At 67.8% G+C, this 19,873-nt stretch carries 19 protein-coding genes; 9 read left to right on the forward strand and 10 right to left on the reverse strand.

The annotated features are described in order from the left end of the window. Window positions 1-134: 134 nt before the first annotated feature. From AC5Y4Q_RS07790 to AC5Y4Q_RS07800, 3 genes are all read right to left on the reverse strand, one after another. Window positions 135-590: a DUF5709 domain-containing protein gene (locus tag AC5Y4Q_RS07790; protein WP_065019008.1), complete on the reverse strand. Its 456-nt coding sequence runs from the start codon at window positions 588-590 to the stop codon at window positions 135-137. Window positions 591-758: 168 nt separating this feature from the next. After that, window positions 759-3,146: a LuxR family transcriptional regulator gene (locus tag AC5Y4Q_RS07795; RefSeq protein ID WP_125225085.1), complete on the reverse strand. Its 2,388-nt coding sequence runs from the start codon at window positions 3,144-3,146 to the stop codon at window positions 759-761. 227 nt (window positions 3,147-3,373) lie between these two features. After that, complete coding sequence (locus AC5Y4Q_RS07800; protein WP_125225086.1) at window positions 3,374-6,139, reverse strand: ATP-binding protein; 2,766 nt, start codon at window positions 6,137-6,139, stop codon at window positions 3,374-3,376. A 285-nt stretch (window positions 6,140-6,424) separates the two neighbouring features. Here AC5Y4Q_RS07800 and AC5Y4Q_RS07805 point away from each other — a divergent pair, with 285 nt between their 5' ends. The 6 genes from AC5Y4Q_RS07805 (at window position 6,425) to AC5Y4Q_RS07830 (ending at window position 10,951) form a co-directional block, all read left to right on the forward strand. After that, window positions 6,425-7,894 carry an MFS transporter gene (locus AC5Y4Q_RS07805; protein WP_125225087.1) on the forward strand — a complete coding sequence of 490 codons (1,470 nt, stop codon included), beginning with the start codon at window positions 6,425-6,427 and terminating at the stop codon, window positions 7,892-7,894. A 183-nt stretch (window positions 7,895-8,077) separates the two neighbouring features. Further along, window positions 8,078-8,998, forward strand: a complete 921-nt coding sequence (locus AC5Y4Q_RS07810; protein ID WP_064921834.1) for an NADP-dependent oxidoreductase — start codon at window positions 8,078-8,080, stop codon at window positions 8,996-8,998. 46 nt (window positions 8,999-9,044) lie between these two features. Next, a complete protein-coding gene (locus AC5Y4Q_RS07815) occupies window positions 9,045-9,479 on the forward strand; it encodes a cupin domain-containing protein (protein ID WP_064921833.1) in 435 nt (144 codons plus the stop codon). A 42-nt stretch (window positions 9,480-9,521) separates the two neighbouring features. Next, window positions 9,522-9,911 (forward strand): Rid family hydrolase, encoded by a 390-nt coding sequence (locus AC5Y4Q_RS07820; RefSeq protein ID WP_125225088.1) that lies wholly within the window; start codon window positions 9,522-9,524, stop codon window positions 9,909-9,911. A 62-nt stretch (window positions 9,912-9,973) separates the two neighbouring features. After that, a complete protein-coding gene (locus AC5Y4Q_RS07825; RefSeq protein ID WP_235663920.1) occupies window positions 9,974-10,579 on the forward strand; it encodes a nitroreductase family protein in 606 nt (201 codons plus the stop codon). A 126-nt stretch (window positions 10,580-10,705) separates the two neighbouring features. Then, complete coding sequence (locus AC5Y4Q_RS07830; RefSeq protein WP_125225105.1) at window positions 10,706-10,951, forward strand: DUF8691 family protein; 246 nt, start codon at window positions 10,706-10,708, stop codon at window positions 10,949-10,951. Window positions 10,952-11,091: 140 nt separating this feature from the next. Here AC5Y4Q_RS07830 and AC5Y4Q_RS07835 read toward each other — a convergent pair whose 3' ends face one another. Both AC5Y4Q_RS07835 and AC5Y4Q_RS07840 read right to left on the reverse strand, forming a co-directional pair. After that, on the reverse strand, window positions 11,092-11,502 hold the full coding sequence (locus AC5Y4Q_RS07835; RefSeq protein WP_064921830.1) for a DUF4267 domain-containing protein: 411 nt from the start codon (window positions 11,500-11,502) through the stop codon (window positions 11,092-11,094). Between the two features lie 36 nt (window positions 11,503-11,538). Beyond that, window positions 11,539-12,258 carry an NUDIX hydrolase gene (locus tag AC5Y4Q_RS07840; RefSeq protein WP_125225090.1) on the reverse strand — a complete coding sequence of 240 codons (720 nt, stop codon included), beginning with the start codon at window positions 12,256-12,258 and terminating at the stop codon, window positions 11,539-11,541. Window positions 12,259-12,399: 141 nt separating this feature from the next. Here AC5Y4Q_RS07840 and AC5Y4Q_RS07845 point away from each other — a divergent pair, with 141 nt between their 5' ends. Then, entirely contained in the window at window positions 12,400-13,311 is a 912-nt protein-coding gene (locus AC5Y4Q_RS07845) for an MBL fold metallo-hydrolase (RefSeq protein WP_125225091.1), read from the forward strand. Window positions 13,312-13,652: 341 nt separating this feature from the next. On the opposite strand, the gene AC5Y4Q_RS07850 is transcribed toward AC5Y4Q_RS07845, so the two are convergent. Further along, window positions 13,653-13,781, reverse strand: coding sequence for a hypothetical protein (locus AC5Y4Q_RS07850; protein WP_268966990.1), 129 nt, complete (start codon window positions 13,779-13,781; stop codon window positions 13,653-13,655). 131 nt (window positions 13,782-13,912) lie between these two features. Here AC5Y4Q_RS07850 and AC5Y4Q_RS07855 point away from each other — a divergent pair, with 131 nt between their 5' ends. Together AC5Y4Q_RS07855 and AC5Y4Q_RS07860 are read left to right on the forward strand one after the other, a co-directional pair. Further along, a complete protein-coding gene (locus tag AC5Y4Q_RS07855; RefSeq protein ID WP_064921850.1) occupies window positions 13,913-15,412 on the forward strand; it encodes a bifunctional phosphatase PAP2/diacylglycerol kinase family protein in 1,500 nt (499 codons plus the stop codon). Then, a complete protein-coding gene (locus AC5Y4Q_RS07860; RefSeq protein ID WP_185746626.1) occupies window positions 15,409-16,503 on the forward strand; it encodes an NAD(P)/FAD-dependent oxidoreductase in 1,095 nt (364 codons plus the stop codon). Before AC5Y4Q_RS07855 ends, AC5Y4Q_RS07860 begins: the two co-directional genes overlap by 4 nt. 4 nt (window positions 16,504-16,507) lie before the next feature. Here AC5Y4Q_RS07860 and AC5Y4Q_RS07865 read toward each other — a convergent pair whose 3' ends face one another. From AC5Y4Q_RS07865 to AC5Y4Q_RS07880, 4 genes are all read right to left on the reverse strand, one after another. Beyond that, on the reverse strand, window positions 16,508-17,887 hold the full coding sequence (locus AC5Y4Q_RS07865; protein ID WP_125225092.1) for an acyl-CoA dehydrogenase family protein: 1,380 nt from the start codon (window positions 17,885-17,887) through the stop codon (window positions 16,508-16,510). Between the two features lie 101 nt (window positions 17,888-17,988). Beyond that, the gene (locus AC5Y4Q_RS07870; RefSeq protein WP_064921826.1) at window positions 17,989-18,474 is read right to left on the reverse strand and encodes an SRPBCC family protein; all 486 of its coding nucleotides are present in this window, start codon (window positions 18,472-18,474) and stop codon (window positions 17,989-17,991) included. Between the two features lie 3 nt (window positions 18,475-18,477). Next, entirely contained in the window at window positions 18,478-18,819 is a 342-nt protein-coding gene (locus AC5Y4Q_RS07875) for an ArsR/SmtB family transcription factor (protein ID WP_064921825.1), read from the reverse strand. A gap of 39 nt (window positions 18,820-18,858) precedes the next feature. Next, window positions 18,859-19,839: a PE-PPE domain-containing protein gene (locus AC5Y4Q_RS07880; RefSeq protein ID WP_125225093.1), complete on the reverse strand. Its 981-nt coding sequence runs from the start codon at window positions 19,837-19,839 to the stop codon at window positions 18,859-18,861. Window positions 19,840-19,873: the final 34 nt, after the last annotated feature.

Genomic DNA, 19,873 nt, shown 5'->3' on the forward strand with positions numbered 1-19,873 from the left:
CTGCATGACTGGTTCCACTCCACGGTCGGGGCACACCGGGTGAGTTGTCCTCATCCGCGCCCGGAATTCACCCGGGTGAGAAGCCCATGCCCCGGTCTGCGATAGGTCTTCGCGGCCCGGTCGCATCCCGCCGGTCATAGCAGTCCCCACCGTTCTTCGCCGTCGGTGTCCTCGTCGACGACCACATGCATCGCGGCTTCCTCAGCCGACGCCGCACCACCGTCAATGCCGACGTCGTAAGCCCGGTAATCGGAGCCGGCGTCGGTGGGATCGAAGTCGAAGGCGACGAGCCGACCGGCCCGCCAGTCGCCGACCTGATCATCGATCGGTTCGCCATCGCTGTCGGCGCTATCGCCGATCCCGTCACCGTCCCCTTGATCGGTCACGTCGGGAACCTCGCGGGCCAACCGGCGCGCCAGACTCTCCCCGAGGCGCGCCTCACGTGCAGTCAGGCCCCATGCCCGTAATTCCAGCGGGCGTTCCGGGGGCGAGTAGCCTTCATCCAGGTCGACACCCGTCAGCTCTGAGTCCACGGCCTCTTCCGGCTCGAGCAGATGGGCCGCAACGTCATCGAATTCAGAAGTCCCCATCGCCGCGGTCTCCGTTCCCTATCCCCTATGTCAGGCCTGCGCAGCGCATCCCAGCGATCCGCCCGGGCAGCCGAACCCGGCCGCGCAAACGTCCGGTATCACAAGCCTGGCCTGCAGGAGGGTGAATTGTCCTCGCCCGTCGCGGGAATTCACCCCGGATGACGACGGCTAGAACAAGCCGAGTTCGCGTGCCCGCCTGACCGCTGCGGCGCGGTGCTCAACGCCGAGCTTGCGGTAGATGGCGCGCTGGTGGGTCTTGACGGTATTGAGCGAAACATACAGCCGCGCACCGATCTCACGGCGGGAGAGCCGGGTAGCGAGCAGCCGCAGCACCTCTAGTTCCTTGGGGGTCAGCTGCTCACCGACCGCGCCCACCACCATGCGCGGACCGCCCGCGCCGGCTGCGCTCGGCTCGACCGAAGCGAGCAATGTCGCGGTGATTCCGACGTCCGCGCAACCACGGATGAGCGTGCGGGCCTCGTCGAGGACGGCGTTCGCGGACTCCTGATCGCCGAGGCGCTCGAACACCCCCGCTTTCACCAGCAGCGCTTTGGCTACCTCCAGGCTCGCTCCACCGTGGCGCGCGGACATGACGGCCCTGTCGGCGGCCACCGCCGCGGCAGGTATGTCACCGCGCGTGGCCAGGAGTTGGGCCGCGGCAAGCGCCACCATCGCGTCTACGAAGTGTTCCCCGTCTTCCAGGTTTCTGGAGCTGCCGGAAGCGCGGCGGATCTGACGCTCGGCGTCTGCGAGCTGACCACGTTCCGCCGAAATGAGCGCCAGATAGCCGAGTGCGTAGCTGTGGACGCGACGGTCGCCCACCTTCTCGGCCAGTTGCGCGGCCCGCTCGAAGGCGGCCCGCGCCTCGTTGGTGCTGCCGGAAAAATACAGCGCGGACCCATAGGTGCTGTGGGCGCTCGATCGGCTCAGCGGCGCGGTGCGCAGATCGAGAGAGATGGCCCGGCGAGCCCCCTCGAGTGCGGCAGCGACTTCAGCCGTCTTGAATGAGTGGACCGCGCGCAACACCACGACTTGGGCGCTGATCGCGTCATCATCGGCCGCGGCGGCCGCCTCGACTGCCTCGATCCATTTGGCGGCGTCGTCGAGTTGACCCGTGCTCAACGCGAGCCACGCGCGGGCCAGACTCAACCGCGGATCCTGTAGGACGGTGTCTCCGGGAAGCAGATCCAGCCAACCCGAGACGGTCGACAGCCCGCCGCCGTTGAACTCATTGACCCAGTCCCCAGCGATCAGATCGGCGGCATGCACTGTCTCGCCGGCTGGAATCAGGTGGCGGACCGCCTCGTCGACGAGGCCTTCGGCCTCATACCAGGCTGCGGCGCGTCGGTGCAGGTCGGCGACGAGGTCGGGCTCGGCGCGGTGCAGTTCGGTGCGTAGCAGCTCACCGAACAGCTGGTGGTAGCGATACCAGTGGCGCGACATGTCCAGCGGCACCACGAACAGGTTGTCGCGCTCGATCTTGTCCAACACCGAAGCCGAGCCGGACGTTTGCAGCGTGGCGTCGCACAGCGCGCCGCTGAGCCGTCCCAGAACCGAAGTCCGGAGCAAAAAGCTGCGTATTTGCGGTGGCTGACTCTCCAGCACCTCGGCCATCAAGTAGTCGACGATGTGCCGGTTATCGCCTGCGAACGTCCTGATGAACGCTGCGGTATCAGAACGCCCGGCCAGCGACAGGGCGGCGAGGTAGAGGCCGGCTGCCCAGCCTTCGGTGCGGCGGTGCAACAGCTGGATGTCGGCGTCCGGCAAATCCAGCCCGAGCACTTCGTTGAGCAGCCGGTTCGCTTCACCGGCACCGAAGCGTAGGTCGGCGGTTCGCACCTCGGCAAGCTCGCCGCTGGCCCTCAGCCGAGCCAACGGCAACATCGGATCGGATCGGGTGGCCAACACCAAGTGGAGATTTGTCGGCATTCGGCTGATGACGAACGCCAGCTGTTCGTGAACCGTTCGATTCACCACCAGGTGGTAGTCGTCAAGAACGAGCACGATGGGGTCAGTGATCGTCTCCAGATCGTTGAGCAGCGTAGGCAGAACGACCTGGGTCGGATCGGCGCCCATCGTCAACAGTTCGACTGCGCGACTTCCGATCTGGGCATCGATCTTCTGCAGCGCGGCGACCACGTACATCCAAAACCACACCGGGTCGTTGTCGGAGGAATCCAGCGACAGCCAGCCGAACCGCCGGTCCTCGCCCGCACCCGCGGCCCACTGAGCGAGCAATGTTGTCTTGCCCCAGCCCGCGGGCGCACTCAACAAGGTCAGCTTGCGGCGGCGTCCCGCCGATAGTGCTTCGAGCAGCGGAGCCCGGTGGACGAGCTGGGACCCGAGGGTTGGGACATGCACCTTGGTGTCGAGCAGGACTGCTCGGGCGACCTCTCCAGCATCGCCGTCATCGTGTTCGGTTGAGTCGGTCACGCCCGACCTCCTCGACTCCCTTGAACCCAGAAGCAAAGTCGTGAAACACGGTGTGGAAGCGGCGCCGGTGCCAACCGGCACCTTTCCAGCCCCGTTGGTCTCTGCCGGCCCCGACTGGTCCATGCCCGACAATCGCGGTGATCCCATTGAATCAGACCGGACAGTCAGGTTTACCCCGAGCGCTGGCCGGCGATACTCGTTTGCCGTGTGCCCGCTCACCGTCCTCCCCTTTGCTTCACATGGATGTAATGACTACGTTGGCAGCCTCACCCTGCCGTCACCATCGCCCAGCGGGTGATCTTTAGGGCAGAGTCGGGGTATCTCCAGGCACCCGATATTTGACGATCCGGTCAATCCGTATCGCGCGTGAGCTGTGTCAGTTGAGTCCGGGAGGTGACGCCGAGTTTGGCGAACGCATTGCGTACGTGGGTTTTCACCGTGTGAGGAGAGAGCTGCAGCTGCTGGGCGACGTAGCGGTTGGTCGCGCCTTCGGCGATCAAGTTGATGACCTTGAGTTCGGAATCGGTGAGGCTGTCCCAACCGGTTCTGGCCCGCGAGTGCATGGCAATACGCCGCTGGACACCCAATCGGCGCAGCGTGCGGCCGACCCGGCGGGCATCGGCAGTCGCTCCGCACTCGATGTAGGTGTCAAAGGCGGCGTTGAGCTGATCGAGCGCCTCAGCGTTGCGGTGTCCGCGACTCAGCTCACACCCCGCATCCTCGGCGGCGCTGGCATAAAGAAGCGGGCGCGACGACGCGCGGAGCAACTCCGCAACAGCCACCAACGCCTGGGCATCGTGTTCGAGGATCGCGCGGGCATACCCGGCCACGGTCGCCAACATCGGCAGTGCGGGCCGCTCGCGCTCCAGTATCTCGGTGGCCTGCAGGACCCGCGCGCGCAAGCCGGCATCACCGGCGGCCGAGGCCACCCGCGCACCCAAGACCAGCCGAACCAATGCATGCGGGAAAAATGGTGTCGCCAGTAGGATGACGTCGCCGAGCCAGCGCATCGCATCATGAACGTCCTCGCGCTGCCACGCCGCCCGCGCGAGCACATACGCCGACCCTCGACGTATGCCGGCGGAGCCGGTGGAGTGGGCATCGCGCGCATCATTGACCATCTGCTGCAGCAAGTTCCGGTCATCGGTGTGCGCCGCCACCTCGGCGAGAATCACCATGCGAAGTACGTCATGCTCGGTTGCCCCCGTCGGCTGTGGGGGCGGAAGGGACTCCGTGGCATCGCGAGCGGCCGACAGCCGGCCCGCAGCGAGGTCGACGAGCCCGCTGAAGACGGCCCACAGGCCGAGGGCCATCGCGTTGCCTTCCCGGCGGGCTTGCTCTATGCCATCGGCGACTCGGGCTGTCGCGTCGTCCAGCCGGCCGACCACTGCCAGCAGATTTGCGTCGTACATTCCGGCATAGGCATGCGCCAACGCCGTTTCATTCGTGTGAGCGAGCGGGCGGAGCTCTTCGAAACGGCGTAGTGCGCGGGACGTGTAACCCTCGCCAGCATCGAGCAGAGCGCGGGTGACGTCAGCCATGATCGTGGCCTCGAGATCACCGGTTGCTAACGCGGCCGCGGCAGCCGCGTCGGCGGCCGCGCGCCGTTGCCCACCTTCGTCGAACACCAGGTTGTACGCCAGCCACGCCAGATGCCGGGCCCGGGTGATGTCGCTGATGCCGCTCAACTTGAGCGCACGCCGATTCTCCGCCACCCGCCGCTGGTCAGTGTGCTTGGCATGCACGGGTAGCCGGAGCCGGATCTCGGCCTCGACTTCGGGCGAGGCCGCCTCCGACAACGCCACGACGGCCAATTTTTCCGCCTCGCCGTGTCGGCCGGCCCTGTTGAGCCACTCCACCGTTTCGGCGACCAGGGATCCATGCTCCGCGTCGTCGGTGGGCAACAACTCCAACGCGCGGTGGCTCAAGTCCGCGGCGCCGCTTGCATCGCCGCGGCCCACCGACTGCGCGGCCTGGCGTAGTGTCTCAATCGCCTCCCGGTCGCCGGGCTCGGCGCTGCGTGCCAGTTGGGTGGCCACCTCGGCGGGGCTCGCGCCGATACGCAGCATGAGCGATGCGGACTGGCGCTCCATTGCCCGCCGCAGCGACTGCGGCAGGGCCTGCCGGGTGGCTTCGCGCAGCAGGTCGTGCCGAAACCTCAACTGCTCACCGTCTTCGACGATGAGATCCGCGCGCACTGCTTCCTCCAGCGCCGACAGCAACGAGACCGGCTGGCGGTCCAGCATCGCGGCGAGCAGCCGGACCGAGAACCGGTCGGGCAGCACGGCGGCTACCCGCACGACTTGGCTCGCAGGGTCGGAGAGCTGGTCCAGTCGCTGCTGCATGCTGTCGCTGAGCCGTCGCGGCAGCGTGTCTCCGGTGGCAACCGCGCACCCGCCGGTGACATCGAGCCGGCCTTCCTCGTCGAGTCCCCGTAACAGTTCTGTCAGCAGGAACGGGTTGCCGTGTGCCTTGTCGGCCAGACTGACCAGCGACGCATCCGCGTTGGCTCGCACGGTGTCTTGGACGATATCGACGACCGCATCCGGTGTCACGGCCGTCAACCGCAGAAACGTGGCGTCTTCGTGTTCCAGCGCGCTCAGTGTCTCGCGGACGGCCGGCCCGCCCGCGCCGGTTCGCGCGGTGAGCACCCAGAGCACCGGGGCGTCAGGGCGCGCCGCGGCCAGCGACCGCAGTGCCAAAAGAGTGGCGTTATCGGCCCAGTGGATGTCCTCGAGGACGATCGTCAACGGCGTTCGGGATGCGGCTTGGTGGATCGCGGCCTGCAGATCGCGCACCACCCAGTAGCGGAGATCGGCTGACGAGCCCAAGCGACGCAACGCCTCGGCATCACCGACCGGGGGATCGGCATGCAGCGTCGCCATGAACAGCGAGAAAAACGGCACGGTCTGCTGGTACTCGAACGCCTCGCCGAACAGCGCCCGAACACCGGCCTTCTCGGCGAGCGCCAAAACCTCGGTCAACAAGCGGCTCTTCCCGATGCCCGGCGGCCCCTCGATGACCAGCGCCCCGCCGCGCCCTCGCGCCACCCCCGCGATCGCGGCGCTGATCGCTTTCAGCTCGTCCCCCCGCCCACGAATCGGCGGTATGCGCATCTTTCCCGACGCCCTCGCCGCACTCACGCGAATCGCCGCCCGCCAACAAGAAATAGGCGGGTGAAGGATGTCCCCGATGTGCTGTCCACAGTCCTCGTCACCGCTTGCGCTGGCAAACAGTGTAGGCAAGTTCGCCGGCGAGCATCTGCAATCGCAACGTGCGAATCTCACCCGGGTGAGACGGCCCGCCGGGTGATGACGACGCAGGCCGCGTCGGGGCACGCTGCTCACAGGAGGCGGCGGTCAGACCGCCCCGGCTCCGTCACCCACCGAAGGGTCCCGACAGTGACGTTGCGCGATGCGGCCCCGACCAGCCGCGCGATGGTGGTCGCGGTGATGGTGTCGATGGTCGCGTTCCTCGACTCCACTGTGATCAACCTGGCCTTGCCCGCCGTCGAACGCGACCTTGGTGGCGGCCTGGCCCTGCAGCAATGGGTCGTCGACGGCTACTTGTTGGCGATGGCCACGGTCATTCTGCCCGGTGGGTCGATCTCGGATCTGCTCGGCCGCATTCCGGTGATGCGGTGCGGCCTGCTGGCTTTCGGGGTCGGCTCGGTTCTGGCGGCGGCCGCAACGTCGCCCGCGGCGCTCGTCACTGCGCGCATCATCCAGGGCCTCGGCGCGGCTTTCCTCGTGCCGGGCTCGCTGGCGCTGATCAACACGGTGTTCGACAAAGCGGCCCGATCCGCAGCGATCGGCGTCTGGACCGGGTGGACGGGGACCGCCTTCGCGCTGGGCCCTTTGTTGGGCGGGATATGCGTAGATTTTCTCGGCTGGCGCTGGATTTTCGTGTTGTCAGCGATCCCTATGACGGTCGGGTATGCGCTGACGTTCTGGTTGTGCCCGATGTCCGATCGGGTGGAAGGCGCCCGCGTCGACACCGTCGGGATGGCGCTATCGGCGGCGGGGCTGGCCGCGACGGTGTATGCGTTGATCGAAGCGCAACACTACGGCTGGACTGACCCGGAGGTCGTCGCCAGTTCGGTGGTCGGGATAGCCGCACTTGCCGGCTTCGTGAGTTGGCAGCACCGCAGTAGGTTTCCGATGCTTCCGTTGCCGCTGTTCGCCTTTCGTAATTTCGCTGCCGCGAACCTCGTCACCGCGCTCGTCTACGGCGCGTTGATCATGGGATCGCTGGCCATCGCCCTGTACACCCAAGAAGTCGGCGGCTACTCAGCCACCGCCACTGGGGTGGCCACCCTACCGATTCCGCTGCTATCCTTCGCGCTCGCCCGTCGCGTCGGGCGCATGGCAGATCAGGTGGGACCACGCGTGTTTCTGATCACCGGGCCGGCGTTGGCGGGTGTCGGGCTGTTGTTGATCCGGCCGAAACCCGATGGATTCCATGCCATCACCGACCTGATTCCCGGGATGCTCGTGCTGGCCACCGGCCTGGTCGCGACCATCACACCGCTGATGTCGGTCACACTGGCCTCGGTGCCAGCCGAATACGGCGGCCTGGCATCGGCGATCAACAACGCTGTCTCGCGGCTGGCTGCGCTGGTGGCGATCGGGTCCGTGGGTCTGGTCAGCGCGGGCACGACGAATGCCGCCGGTTTCGCCCGCGTGTTAGAGGCGGGTGCCGCACTGTTCGCCCTGGCGGCGTTGTGCGCCGCACTGTTGATCGCCAATCCTCCTGCCGGGTACCGCCCCGTGCCCTGCGACATCGCGGCACTGTGCCGCGACCGGCCGGGTGTACAGCCAGCACTGGCCAGCGGTCCCATGGCCGCGGCGGGGCCGTCCCGGTCGCCGTAGTCGCTCCTTCGGTTCACCCGGGTGAACTGGCTCGCCGGGTGATGACGAATCACCCCGCGTCGGCCAATGCTGGCTTGCTAGACGGCCAGCGGCGCACACGCTTCCGACACCGGAGCCATCGCCAACGGATACACCCGCGCTATCAGTGCTCGTGCACGCAACACCCATCAGAAAGGACCTGCAATGCAAGCCATCATCGTCAAGGACCGCGAGGCCGGTGTCGCCGGCCTGTCGCTCACCGACCAGCCCTACCCCGAGGCGGCCGACAGCGAGGTCATCGTTCAGGTACACGCCGCGGGTTTCACACCCGGCGAGCTCGACTGGCCGCACACCTGGACCGACCGCGCGGGCCGCGACCGGACACCGAGCATTCCCGGCCACGAGCTGTCGGGCGTGGTCGTTGAGTTGGGCTACGGCACCACCAGTTTGAGCATCGGTCAGCGGGTGTTCGGGCTCGCCGATTGGGCCCGTAACGGCTCGCTGGCTGAGTACACCGCTGTCGAAGCCCGCAATCTCGCACCGCTACCATTCGACATCGATCACACGGTCGCCGCAGCCCTGCCGATCTCTGGTTTAGCCGCCTGGCAGGGCCTGTTCGACCACGGACGCCTCACCGCGGGACAGACGGTCTTGATCCACGGCGCCGCAGGAGGGGTCGGGTCACTCGCGGTGCAGCTCGCCCGCGAGGCCGGGGCGCGTGTCATCGCTACCGGCCGGACACCAGATCGGGATCGAGCCATTGCGCTGGGTGCCCATGACTTCGTCGACATGGGTACCGAGACGCTCGAGGACGCCGGCGCAGTCGACGTGGTGTTCGACGTGATCGGTGGCGAGGTCCTCGCCCGCTCAGCCGCATTGGTGCGGGCCGGCGGAACGCTCGTCACGATCGCCGAGCCGCCCGCGACCCGCCCGACGGACGGTCGGGCCGTCTTCTTCGTCGTCGAGGCCGATCGATCTCAGCTTGCCCAACTCGCCGCGCGAGTGCGCGATGGACGTCTCACACCGGTGGTGGGTGCTGTGCTGCCCCTTGCCGACGCTGCTGCCGCCTTCGCTCCCGAACAGCGCATCCACGGCAAAACGATTCTTCGGGTTGCCGAAGGCTGACCCCGGACCCTGAGTCAGACTCCGGCTCTCGGAAGGGAATTGAACTATGGCGCTGAAAATGCGGCTCGCAGTCGTGATCGCCGGTGTGATCCTCGCACCTGCGGCACACGCCGAGCCGACCCCGCAGACGCCAGGCGAAACCCCCGTCGTCCGCACCGTTTTCGATCGACCTAGCAACGTGCCCGGCAAATCGCTTGAAGCGGTGGCCGTCAGTTATCCGCCAGGAGCCAGGAGCGCTGCTCACCACCATGCGAATTCGGCGTTCATCATGGCTTACGTCATCTCCGGGCGAATTCGCAGCCAACTCGAAGGAGAGCCGGTGCGGGTGTATCACGCCGGCCAGACGTGGAGTGAGGCACCCGGGGCGCACCACGTGATCAGCGAGAACGCCAGCGCCACCGAGCCCGCTGAATTGCTCGCGGTCTTCCTTGTCGACACCGGCGATGGCCCTTTGACGACCGACGACAACGCGGAACGCTGAACCTCAGCGGTAAAGAAACTCCCCCTACCAAGGAGCTTTGAGATGACCACCGTTACACCGATATTGACCGGAGTGGCTGCACACATCGCCAAGTACGCCGATGCTGTTGCCGTACCCGGTGGCGGTACCCAGATATTCGTCTCGGGAACGCCCGGGCTGCGCGAAGACGGCACTGCGCCGGAGGACTTCACCGAGGAGGCCCGGCAGTGTTGGGCCAACGTCGAAGCCGCACTCGCCAAGGCCGGCGCCAAACTGACCGACGTCGTCAGCATGCGGCAATGGCTGACCAACCGCGACGATCTGCCGGCCTACATGGCAGTGAACCGGGAGTTCATCCGCCACGAGCCGGCCGGCATGCTCGCCATCATCGACGGGCTGGTCTGGCCCAACCTCCGGGTAGAAGTCGAAGTCGTCGCTGTCTTACCGGCCTGATCGTGAACCGTTGCCCAATCGTCGACTTGTCGCCCGACGAACTACTGACTACGACGCGCTCGGTGCGCAAGCGTCTCGATTTGACCAAACCGGTTCCCATTGCCCTGATCCGGGAATGCCTGGAGATCGCGGTGCAGGCGCCGACGTCCTCCAACTTGCAGAATTGGGGATTCGTCGTGGTCACCGACGCCGCACAGCGTCGCGCGATCGCAGATGTGTACCGCCGCACATGGGACTGGATCGTTGCCTCCCCGTTCGCGGTCGCCGACCGGTTCAGGAACGACCCCGCGCGCAATCGCCAGCAGCGCAAAGTGTCCGACAGCGCGCAGTACCTCGCCGACCACTTCGGTGACGTCCCCGTTTTGGTGGTCCCGTGCGTCGAGGTCATCGACGGTGACGGCACATTGACGGCTGAAAACGCCAACCAGTATTGGGCGTCGATCATGCCTGCGGCATGGAACTACATGCTCGCGGCCCGTTCGCGAGGACTGGGAACCACCTGGACCGGGGTGACCGTGATGGCCGAGGAGGAGATGCGGAATATCCTCCGGCTGCCCGATAACGTCTACCACGCCACGACGATCCCCACCGCCTACTACACCGGCACAACTTTCCGTCGTGCCGAACGAATTCCGCTTGACGACGTGGTGCATCTCGAAAGGTGGTGAGTCGCCGGCCTGATTCGGGCGGGATGCTCGCCCGGGCGATTTGACTTGCCGGATGAGGACCGCTCACCCGGCTACGGCGAAGGCTGAGTCAGTAGATGACGAACGGAGTGCCCAGTGGAGCCGACGATGTACCGGATCTGCGTTCGGGGTTGCGTCTCCGAACGGCTTGGATCGGCATTCGAGGGGATGCGACTTGAGCCCGGCCCGGGAGAAACGGGATTCGCCGGAGAAATCTGTGACCAGTCGCAGCTTTTCGGCCTTCTCGACCGAGTCCGTGATCTGGGTCTTGAACTGGTCAGCGTGCAACCGCAGGAGGCGGCTGTCCGGCCGGAAGACTCCGTACCGGACGTCACGGTCCAGGACGGCCGATAGCGGAACCTGCGACCGTGAGGTGAAGGAAGGCCGCGGTCTATCTCAGATGCTGGGCGCGGGCGCCAATTCGGCATACACCTTGATCTGTTGGAACTGTTCGAGTGCGTGCGGACCGTAGACTCCCCCGGCCGACGGCTACCTCAGCTCGGCCCGGAACGCCGGCCCGCAGCGCTGCCGGCACTCCGATCGCGCCGCGTCGCGCCCCACAGCCCCACGCCGATGCCGACAACCGCTCCACCCAGGCCGATGAGCTGCTGTCCGCGGGTGAGATCGGCATGCACGCTCATCCCGCCCAGTAGGTCGGCCGCGTCGGCGCCACCGGATGCCAGGAACCACCCGCGGGTGTCCCGGCCGCGCAACGCCGCGCTCAGAAGCAACCCTCCGATCAAGGCGTCGCGGTAACCCATGGAACGAAGCAGCAGCCGCGCGGACGGGCCCGGGTCATCCGGCTCGCCCCACCACCGGTTCGCCCGAAGCGGATCCACCAGGAAGGAAAGACCCGAGGCCAGCCGGATGGTGCCCGCGACCAGCGCGGCGCGGTCTTTGATCATGCACCGCAGCCTAGGGCCGGCCGCCGGCTTCCGGGCCTACTTCCAGGCGAACACGGGCTGTTCCAATTCGTCGACCCGGTCGGATCGGCCCTCCAGGCACAGCCACCGCAGCTGCAGCAGCACGGCACCGGTCGGCGCGTGGATAAGGTCATTGCCCAAGGGGATCTGCACGACCGGGCGTGAGCTCTCCGGGATGCTGATGTAGCGCGGCGAATCCTCACGCTGCAGCTGGTGCAATCCGACCCGGTAAACGGCCACCACCTCGTCGGGCGCGGGCCGAGGATCCAGCCGGCCACCGCCCCAGATCACCACCGGCGTGATGACGTATCCCGACCGGGTCGGGTAGTCGTCGAGCAGGCCCAGCACTGCCGAGTCGGGCAGACTGATGCCGACCTCCTCATCCAACTCGCGCAGCGCGGCCTCAACCGCGGTCTCGCCCGGATCCAGCCGGCCACCAGGCAACGCCCACTGGGCGGCATGCGAATTGAGGCGCGACGCTCGGCGGCACAGAAAGAATGCGGCGCCTCCGGATACGTCGATCATGCGGCCGTCGAGACCGGCATCCGGCAGGGGCCGCCCGGCGATCCAGTCGTCGACCGGCGCCGGATCGACCCGGTCCTCCCCGATGTCGGAGTCCACGATCACCACCGCGACGGCCGCGTGCCGCTTGGTCGGGTCGGTCACGGCCCGGCGGTCGTGCCCGCGCAAGTGTGTCCGGATCTGCTGACGCAGTGCCCGGTCGTAGCTGATTGTCACCGTTTGACCATAGGCAGCGCACGGACTACGCACTTTCCAGGGCGCGCTCGACCGCACGGGCCGGCAATCGTCAATCCCGGATCGCATCAGCTCACCGCGGCACCGATCAACGGTCATGCCGCATCGATCGAGGAGACGACTATGAGCTTGGACAATGCCTTACGCCCCGGTACGCGCGCCCCGGAGTTGGTGCCGTCGCGCTACGCGGTACAGGTCGGCGAGATCGACGTGCTGATCATCAGCGATGGCGTGCTGCCGATCACCGCAGCGACGATGGCCACCAACGTCGACTCCGCGGACCTGACGCGCTGGCTGGACGACAGCTTCCTGCCGCCGGACGTGATCAACTGGCCGCTGAACGTGGTCGTGGTGCGTACCGGCGGCCGAACCATCCTCGTCGACGCTGGCCTGGGCGTGGAGTTCCCGGACTTCCCGCGGGCGGGGCAGACCGTCCAGCGCCTCGAGGCCGCCGGCATCGATCCCTCCTCAGTGACCGATGTGGTGCTAACCCACCTGCACATGGACCACGTGGGTGGCTTGCTGAGCGACGGGCTGAAGGCCCGTCTGCGCCCGGATCTGCGGATCCACGTGGCGGCCGCCGAGGCTGAGTTCTGGGAGGCCCCGGATTTCTCCGGCACCCAGATGCCCGCGCCGGTGCCCGGCGCGCTCCGATCGATCGCGACGCGGTTCCTGGACGAGTACCGCAGCCGGCTGCGTCCGTTCGAGACGGAGCACGAGGTCGCACCGGGAGTGCTGGTCTGCCGCACCGGTGGCCACACCCCCGGGCACAGCGTGGTCCGTCTGGCCTCCGGCGGCGACCGCTTGACCTTCGCCGGCGACGCCATCTTCCAGGTCGGCTTCGAGAATCCGGAGTGGCGCAACGGGTTCGAACACGACCCCGAGGAGGCGGCACGGGTCCGGGTTCGTCTTCTACAGGAACTGGCCTCGACCGGCGAGTCGCTGGTGGCCACCCACCTGCCGTTCCCCTCGGTGTGCCGGGTGGCCGCCGCCGGCAACGCCTTCCGGTGCGTACCGGCGGTCTGGGACTACTGATGGCGGGCGCCGGGCCGCCCGCCTATTGTGCAGACGCTGGCGACGCTCGACTAGGCGCCTGTTGACAGGAAGAGTGCCAAGGTAAGCAGCACGACGCACGCGATGCACGTCCAGACTCCCAGGCTCGCTGACGCCATAGGTCGGTTCCTATCTGTGATGAGTCGGTTGGTCTCGGTTGGTTCAAGGCCGGTCTGCGCAGTTCGCGCAGGTGAAGGCCTGCCGGATGGTCACCAAGCTAGCCGTACGGCTTGGTGGACGTCAAAAGGGGCCGTCCCGCGACGAAGTCGGCCGGAGGGGTCCGACATGCGTTGCCAGGCGTACCGAGGTTCGCGGTGACCTTCTCAGTCGACGAACTGGTATGGCACTTCGAGTACCCGATAGGTGCGCCTGCTGTCGGGGGTGACGCCGAGCGCCGCCCGCAGCGCTTCGGGAATGACCAGCCGGCCCAGGCGGTCCACCCTCAGGTTCATGGCACCGAATCACCGGTTCATTGGCGAATCGGTCGCGGCGGTGCGTTTCCCGGCCGGTAAGCGGGTATAGGGCACCCCGTACGGCACCTGCAGTGGGGCCGGCGGACGGAGGAATCACTGCTGTGGTCACGATGGCGCCATTGCGGCGGCGGCGCTCCGGGCTCCGCCGGATCACCAAAGGTCTCGGCGAGCTCGACGCCGAGGTGTTCACGGCGATCGCGCGCTCACCCAGCCGACTCCTCGACACCACCATGCCGGCGCTGACCCGCGCCGCCGACCACTCCAAACTGTGGTTGGCCCTCGCGGCGGGGATGGCTCTGACCGGCCGCCCCGCCGCCCAGCGCGCCGCCGCCCGCGGGGTGGTCAGCCTGGCACTCACCAGCCTGGTGACCAACCAGGTGGTCAAGCGGATTCGGCCCCGGTCACGCCCGGACATCATGCAGGTGCCGCTGCTGCGCCGCGCCCGCCGGTTGCCGCTGTCGAACTCGTTGCCGTCGGGCCACTCCGCCAGTGCGGCGGCCTTTGCCACCGGAGTCGGGTTGGAGAACCCGCTGCTGGGCCTGCCCGTCGCCGCGCTGGCCGGTCTGGTGGGACTGTCGCGGATCGCCACCGGCGCCCACTACCCCGGCGACGTGCTGGCCGGACTGGGCATCGGGGCGTCGATCGCGGTCGCTGGGGCACAACTGGTGCCGCCGATCGCGTCCCCGCCGCTGCCACGCGCCGATGCGCTGCGGGTCGACTGTCCCGCACGCCCGGACGGCACCGGCGTGACGTTGGTGGTCAACCCCCGCTCCGGGGGCGGGCGCGCCGGCGAGGTCGCCGAGCAGGTGCGTGAAGCGCTGCCGGGCATCAGCGTCGTCGAACTCGGTCCCGACGACGACGTGACGCAAGCGCTGCGCCGGGCGGCCGAGTCCGCCGAGGTGCTGGCGATCGCCGGCGGCGACGGGTCGGTGGCCGCGGCGGCCGGTGTGGCGGTGGACCGCGGTCTGCCGCTGGCGGTATTTCCCGGCGGCACGTTGAACCACTTCGCCAAGGACATCGGCTGCGATACCACCGCGAAGACCATCCGGGCCATCGCCGACGGCAGCCTGTCGCGGGTGGACGTGGTGCGGTTCAACGCTGAGACGACCGTGGTCAATACGGCCAGCATCGGCGCGTACCCGACGTTCGTGCGCCGTCGGGAGCGGTTGCAGCACAAGGTCGGCAAGCCGGTGGCCAGCGTGTACGCGATGCTGTTGACGCTGCGTCGTGAACAGCCGGTGCGCATCAACTACGACGGCAAGACCCTGCAGACGTCGCTGTTCTTCCTCGGCAATTCGGCGTATCAGCCGGCCGGATTCGCTCCGGCCGTACGGCACCGGATGGACGACGGGCTGTTGGACGTGCGGATCCTGGAAACCGGCCGGCCGTGGTCCACGCTGCGGATTCTGGCGGCACTGCTGACCGGACGGCTGCAGCGCAGCCGGCTCTACCACGAGCTGCGGGTTCCGCAGTTCCGGTTCACCGCGGTCGACGGTCCGGTGCCGCTAGCCCGCGACGGGGAGGTCGACGAGCCCTGCGCGGAGGCCGAGTTCGCCGCGTGCTACCGCGCGTTGCAGGTGTTTCGGCCGCTGCCGCCGGGGCCGCGGTGACGGCCGTCGACGTCGGTGTGGTCGGCGGTGGGATCGTCGGCCTGAGCACCGCGTACGCCCTGACCGAGTTGGGTGCCACGGTGCGGGTGTATGAACGGGGCGTGCCGGGCGACGGGCAGTCCGGCGGCGAATCCCGGATCTTTCGGCACGCCCACGACGACGCGCGGCTGGTGGCGCTGGCGCGGGCAAGTCGCGCGATCTGGACGCAGTGGGCCGAACGCGCCGGCACCGAGCTGGTCTCGTCCGACGGCGCGGTCGCGATCGGTCCCGCGGTAGAACGCCGGCTGGCGGTACTGGAGAAGGTGGGCGGCGTACCGGTGCGCCGCATCGACGGCACACAGTTGCATAGCCTGCTGCCGCCGCTGGCCGGCTACGACGGGCCGGCGATGCTCGACCAGGCCGGCGGCGCGATTCGCACCCGGGCGGCGATCGGCGCGCTGACCGGATGGCTGGGTGAGCGGCTGGTCGCCGACGAGGTGCTGGCGGTGCGCTCGACCGGCAACGGAAGGGCCGAGGTGCTGACCGGCGGCGGGCGCGCCGAGCATTCCACGGTGGTGGTGTGCGCCGGGCGGGGCACCGCCGGGCTGGCGCGCGGCGTCGGGTTGGCGCTGCCGGTGCGGTTATCCGCGCACGTCCGACTGACCTTCGCCGTCAGGCAACCCGCGCCGCGGTTGGCCTGCCTGCAAGACAGCAGCGGGGCCTTCGGGGAGACCGGCACCTATGCGGCGGCGCTGCCCGGCAACCGCTATTACGGCGTTGGGCTCAGCGAGAGCGTCGGCGTCGATCCCGACGGCGGCTTCGCCGATCCCGGGGAACTGACCGCCTTGGCCGACCGGGCGGTGGCCTACGTGCGCCGTGCGCTGCCCGGCCTGGACCCGGCGCCGGTCGGTTACCGGCACTGCTGGGTGACCCGGGTGCCGTGGAGCGACGACGGTTTCGCGACCTGGCAGCAGGAAGGGTTGGTTTTCGTCGCCGGCCACAACCTGTTCAAGCAGGCGCCGGCGATCGGGCGCGCGCTGGCGCGACTGGCGCTCGGTGAGCAGCCCGAGGTAGACCTGGGGCCCGAGTGCCGGCTGGGCGCGGGCTCCTGATCGGCTATCTCGGGGGACGCAATAGTTTCATGGCGCCCCGCAGCACCGGTTCGGGGATGCGGTCGCGCATCGCCAGTGCGCCGGCGGCGGCGCGGGTGCGCAGCGGCGTGCCGCGGCCGAACATCCGGTTGAGCGGTCCGCCGGTCGGCTCGATCTCGACGTGCAGCGGCGGTGTGCCGACCGCGGCACCGAGGGCTTGGGCGATCACCATCCGCTGGATCTCGCTGGTGCCTTCAAAAATGGTGTACAGCTTGGCGTCTCGGTACCACTTCTCCACCGGATGGTCACTGATGTAGCCCCAGCCGCCCAGGGTTTGCACGGCACGCTCGGTGACCCGCACCGCGGTCTCGCTGGCGGCCATCTTGGCCATCGATCCCTCACCGCGGCTGAACTCGATGCCGTTGACCGCCATCCACGACGCCCGCCAGGTCAGCAGGCGCGCGGCGTCGATCGCGGTGGCCAACTCGGCCAGCGGAAACGCGACGCCCTGGTTGTCGATGATCGGGCCGCCGAAAGCTTCCCGGCGGGTGGCGTAGTCGGTCGCGTATTCCAATGCGGCGCGGGCAATGCCGATCGCCTGCGCGGCGACCATCGGCCGGGTCTGTTCGAAGGTGCCCAGCGTCGCCGAACCCGATGACGCTGCGCTGGAGAGCCTTTCGCGGGCCTTGGCGAGCTTGTGCTCCAGCTTGTCCTGCCCGCCGAGCAGGTGGTCGGCCGGGATGCGGACGCCGTCGAAGCGCAGTTCGGCGGTGTGCGAGGCCCGGCAGCCCAGCTTGTCGAGCTTGCGCACCATCTCCAGGCCGGGTGTGCCGCCGGGGACGATGAACAATGCCTGGCCGCGGTGGCCCAGGTCCGGGTCGACGACGGCGTTGACCACGTGGACGTTGGCGATGCCGCCGTTGCCGATCCACATCTTGTGGCCGTCGATGATCCAGTCGTCGCCGTCGCGACGAGCAGTGGTGCGCAGGTTACGGACGTCGCTGCCGCCTTCGGGCTCGGAGATCGCCAGGGCTGCGAGCTTGAGATGGCCTGGCGTGCCGAAGCATTCGGGCGCCCACTGCAGCATCTGTTCGGCGGTGGCGGCCTGCCCGATCGCCGACAGCGCCAACGCGGGCATCACGATCGCCAACCCGATTCCGGCGCAACCCCAGAACAGTTCTTCCATGAACATCGGCAACGACAATCCCGTCGAGTCTCCGATCAGGTCGCGGTAGAACAGCGGGCTGTAGAAGCCTTGGGAGGCGGCCTCCTCCAGCACCGGCCACGGGAACTCCTGGCGCTGGTCGTAGTCGAGTGCGACCGGCCGGATGATCGATTCGGCGAATTGGTGGGCGCGGCGGGCCAGGTCGTGCTGCGCCGCCGTCGGCGTGAGGTCGAAGCCCATGGACCGTCCCTTGAGGCGTCAAGGTCGGCGTCGGCGTCGCCGGCCCGAACATCTGGGATTGCCGGTTCGCCGGCGCGTCAAACGCCGCGGCGGCGGGCGGGTCAGGAGGCGATCACGGCGTCGATCTGGTTGAGCGCCGACGTGGTGCCCTCGATGACGCCCATGTCCAGCACCTTCTGCAGGTCCTCGACCGAGGCGAACGTGGTCACGTAAGTCGCACGGGTGCCGCCGTCGTGCTCGGCGAAGGTGTAAACGTTGCTGGCGACCGGCGTCCCGGGGATCGGGTTGAAGTCGGCGTCGGCGAAGCCGTCGACGAAGGAGAAGCTCCGCGGCTCGTCGACGGCGGTGATCTGCCAGTACCCGGCGTACTTCTCGCCATCGGGCCCGGTCATGAAGTACGTCGTGCGGCTCCCGGGCGTGAGGTCGTGGTCGACCACGGTCGCGGGGTGCGACGGCGGTCCCCAGATCTTCTCCAGCTGACGCGGGTCGGCGTAGATCTGCCAGATTCGCTGCACCGGCGCGGCGAAGTCGGCGCTGATGGTCAGGGTGAGGTTCTCGAGGTCTTGCTGGACGTCGATCACGGGCATGGTTCAGCCCTCCTTGATTTGCTCGGATGAGATGAGTTCGTCGATGCGTGCGATGCGGCCACGCCAAACCTGTTCCAGTTCAGCGAGCATCGAGGCCACCGACCGTACCGCCTCGACGTCTCCGCGGGCCAACTGCTCGCGGCCGCTGCGTCGCTTGGTGAGCAGTCCGGACTTCTCCAGCACGGTTACGTGCTTTTGTACTGCGGCGAAGCTCATCTCGTAGTTTCCCGCGAGCGCGGAAACCGAGTGCTCCCCGACCAGCACGCGGCGCATGATGTCCCGCCGGGTGCGGTCGGCGAGCGCGTGGAACAGGGCGTCCACCCGGTCCTCGTCGAGCACGGCCACGTGCCGATCGTACAACCGAATGGTTGTACGTTGTCAAGGTCAGGCGTCGGGGAACCAGTAGTCGAGTGTCTGCTCGACCCCGCCCCAGTCGATACCCATCCAGTCGGTGAAGAAGCCTTCGATGTTGCCGAAGGCGCTGTACACAAGTGCCACAATCGAATTGAACAGGGCGTCTATCCCGGCGCTGTCGAGCAACCCGCTACTGAAGGCGTTGAGCCAGGCGCTGAACTGGTCGATGTCACCGGAGATGTCGATGTTGGTGAGCATGCCGTCGGTGCTTGCGATGTGGTCGGCGACCTGTTCGGGAGTGAGCCCCAGGTACATGACGTGCTCGTAGAACAAGCCGAGCATCGAGTTGGAGCTGGCATCGGCGACGGGGTCACCCGGGAATGTGTAAATGGTGGCCGGGTACGCCTCGTTGGGTGTCTGGATGCCGTTGAGGATCGGCATGTCGAAGAGCCTGTCGAAGAGCGTGTCGCTGTGGTTGTTAGGCGTGACGCCGTCGGCGTCGGACGGATCGCCGATGAACACGAAGTGCAGCAACTCCGGGGGGACGCCGTCGTGGGCCAGCTGCGCCATCGCGATCGACCCGGCCGTGGCCCCTTGCGAGTAGCCGAAGATCCACAGCGGGTTTTCGGCATCGTAGGTACCCGGGTTGGCTTCCAGCTGGGCATGCACCGCCCGCACGATCTCGGCGGCCCCGACGAAGCTGCTGTGGCCCTGCAGGATGAGTTGCGGGGTGGAGAGCACCTGCAGCGGCGAATCGCAGGTGCCGACGCCGATGACGCACACCGTCGGATCATCGCCGGCGTCGAAGCCCAGTGGCTGCAGGAAGAGATCGGCCGCGGTCTGCGCGAAGGCCGCCGACGGCGTCGGCAACATCGTGCCGCCGACGAAGATCGCGGTGTCCGACAGCAGGGCCACCCGGGCGAATGTCGTTTGGACGACCGGAGCTGCGGCGACGCCAGCGGCGATCACGCTCGCGGCGGCGAGCGGGGCGAAAGCTTTGGTTACGTTCATTCCGACACACCTAGTTTTTATGTAAGAGCCGGCC

It is taken from the genome of Mycobacterium sp. NGS16, from assembly GCF_059813225.1.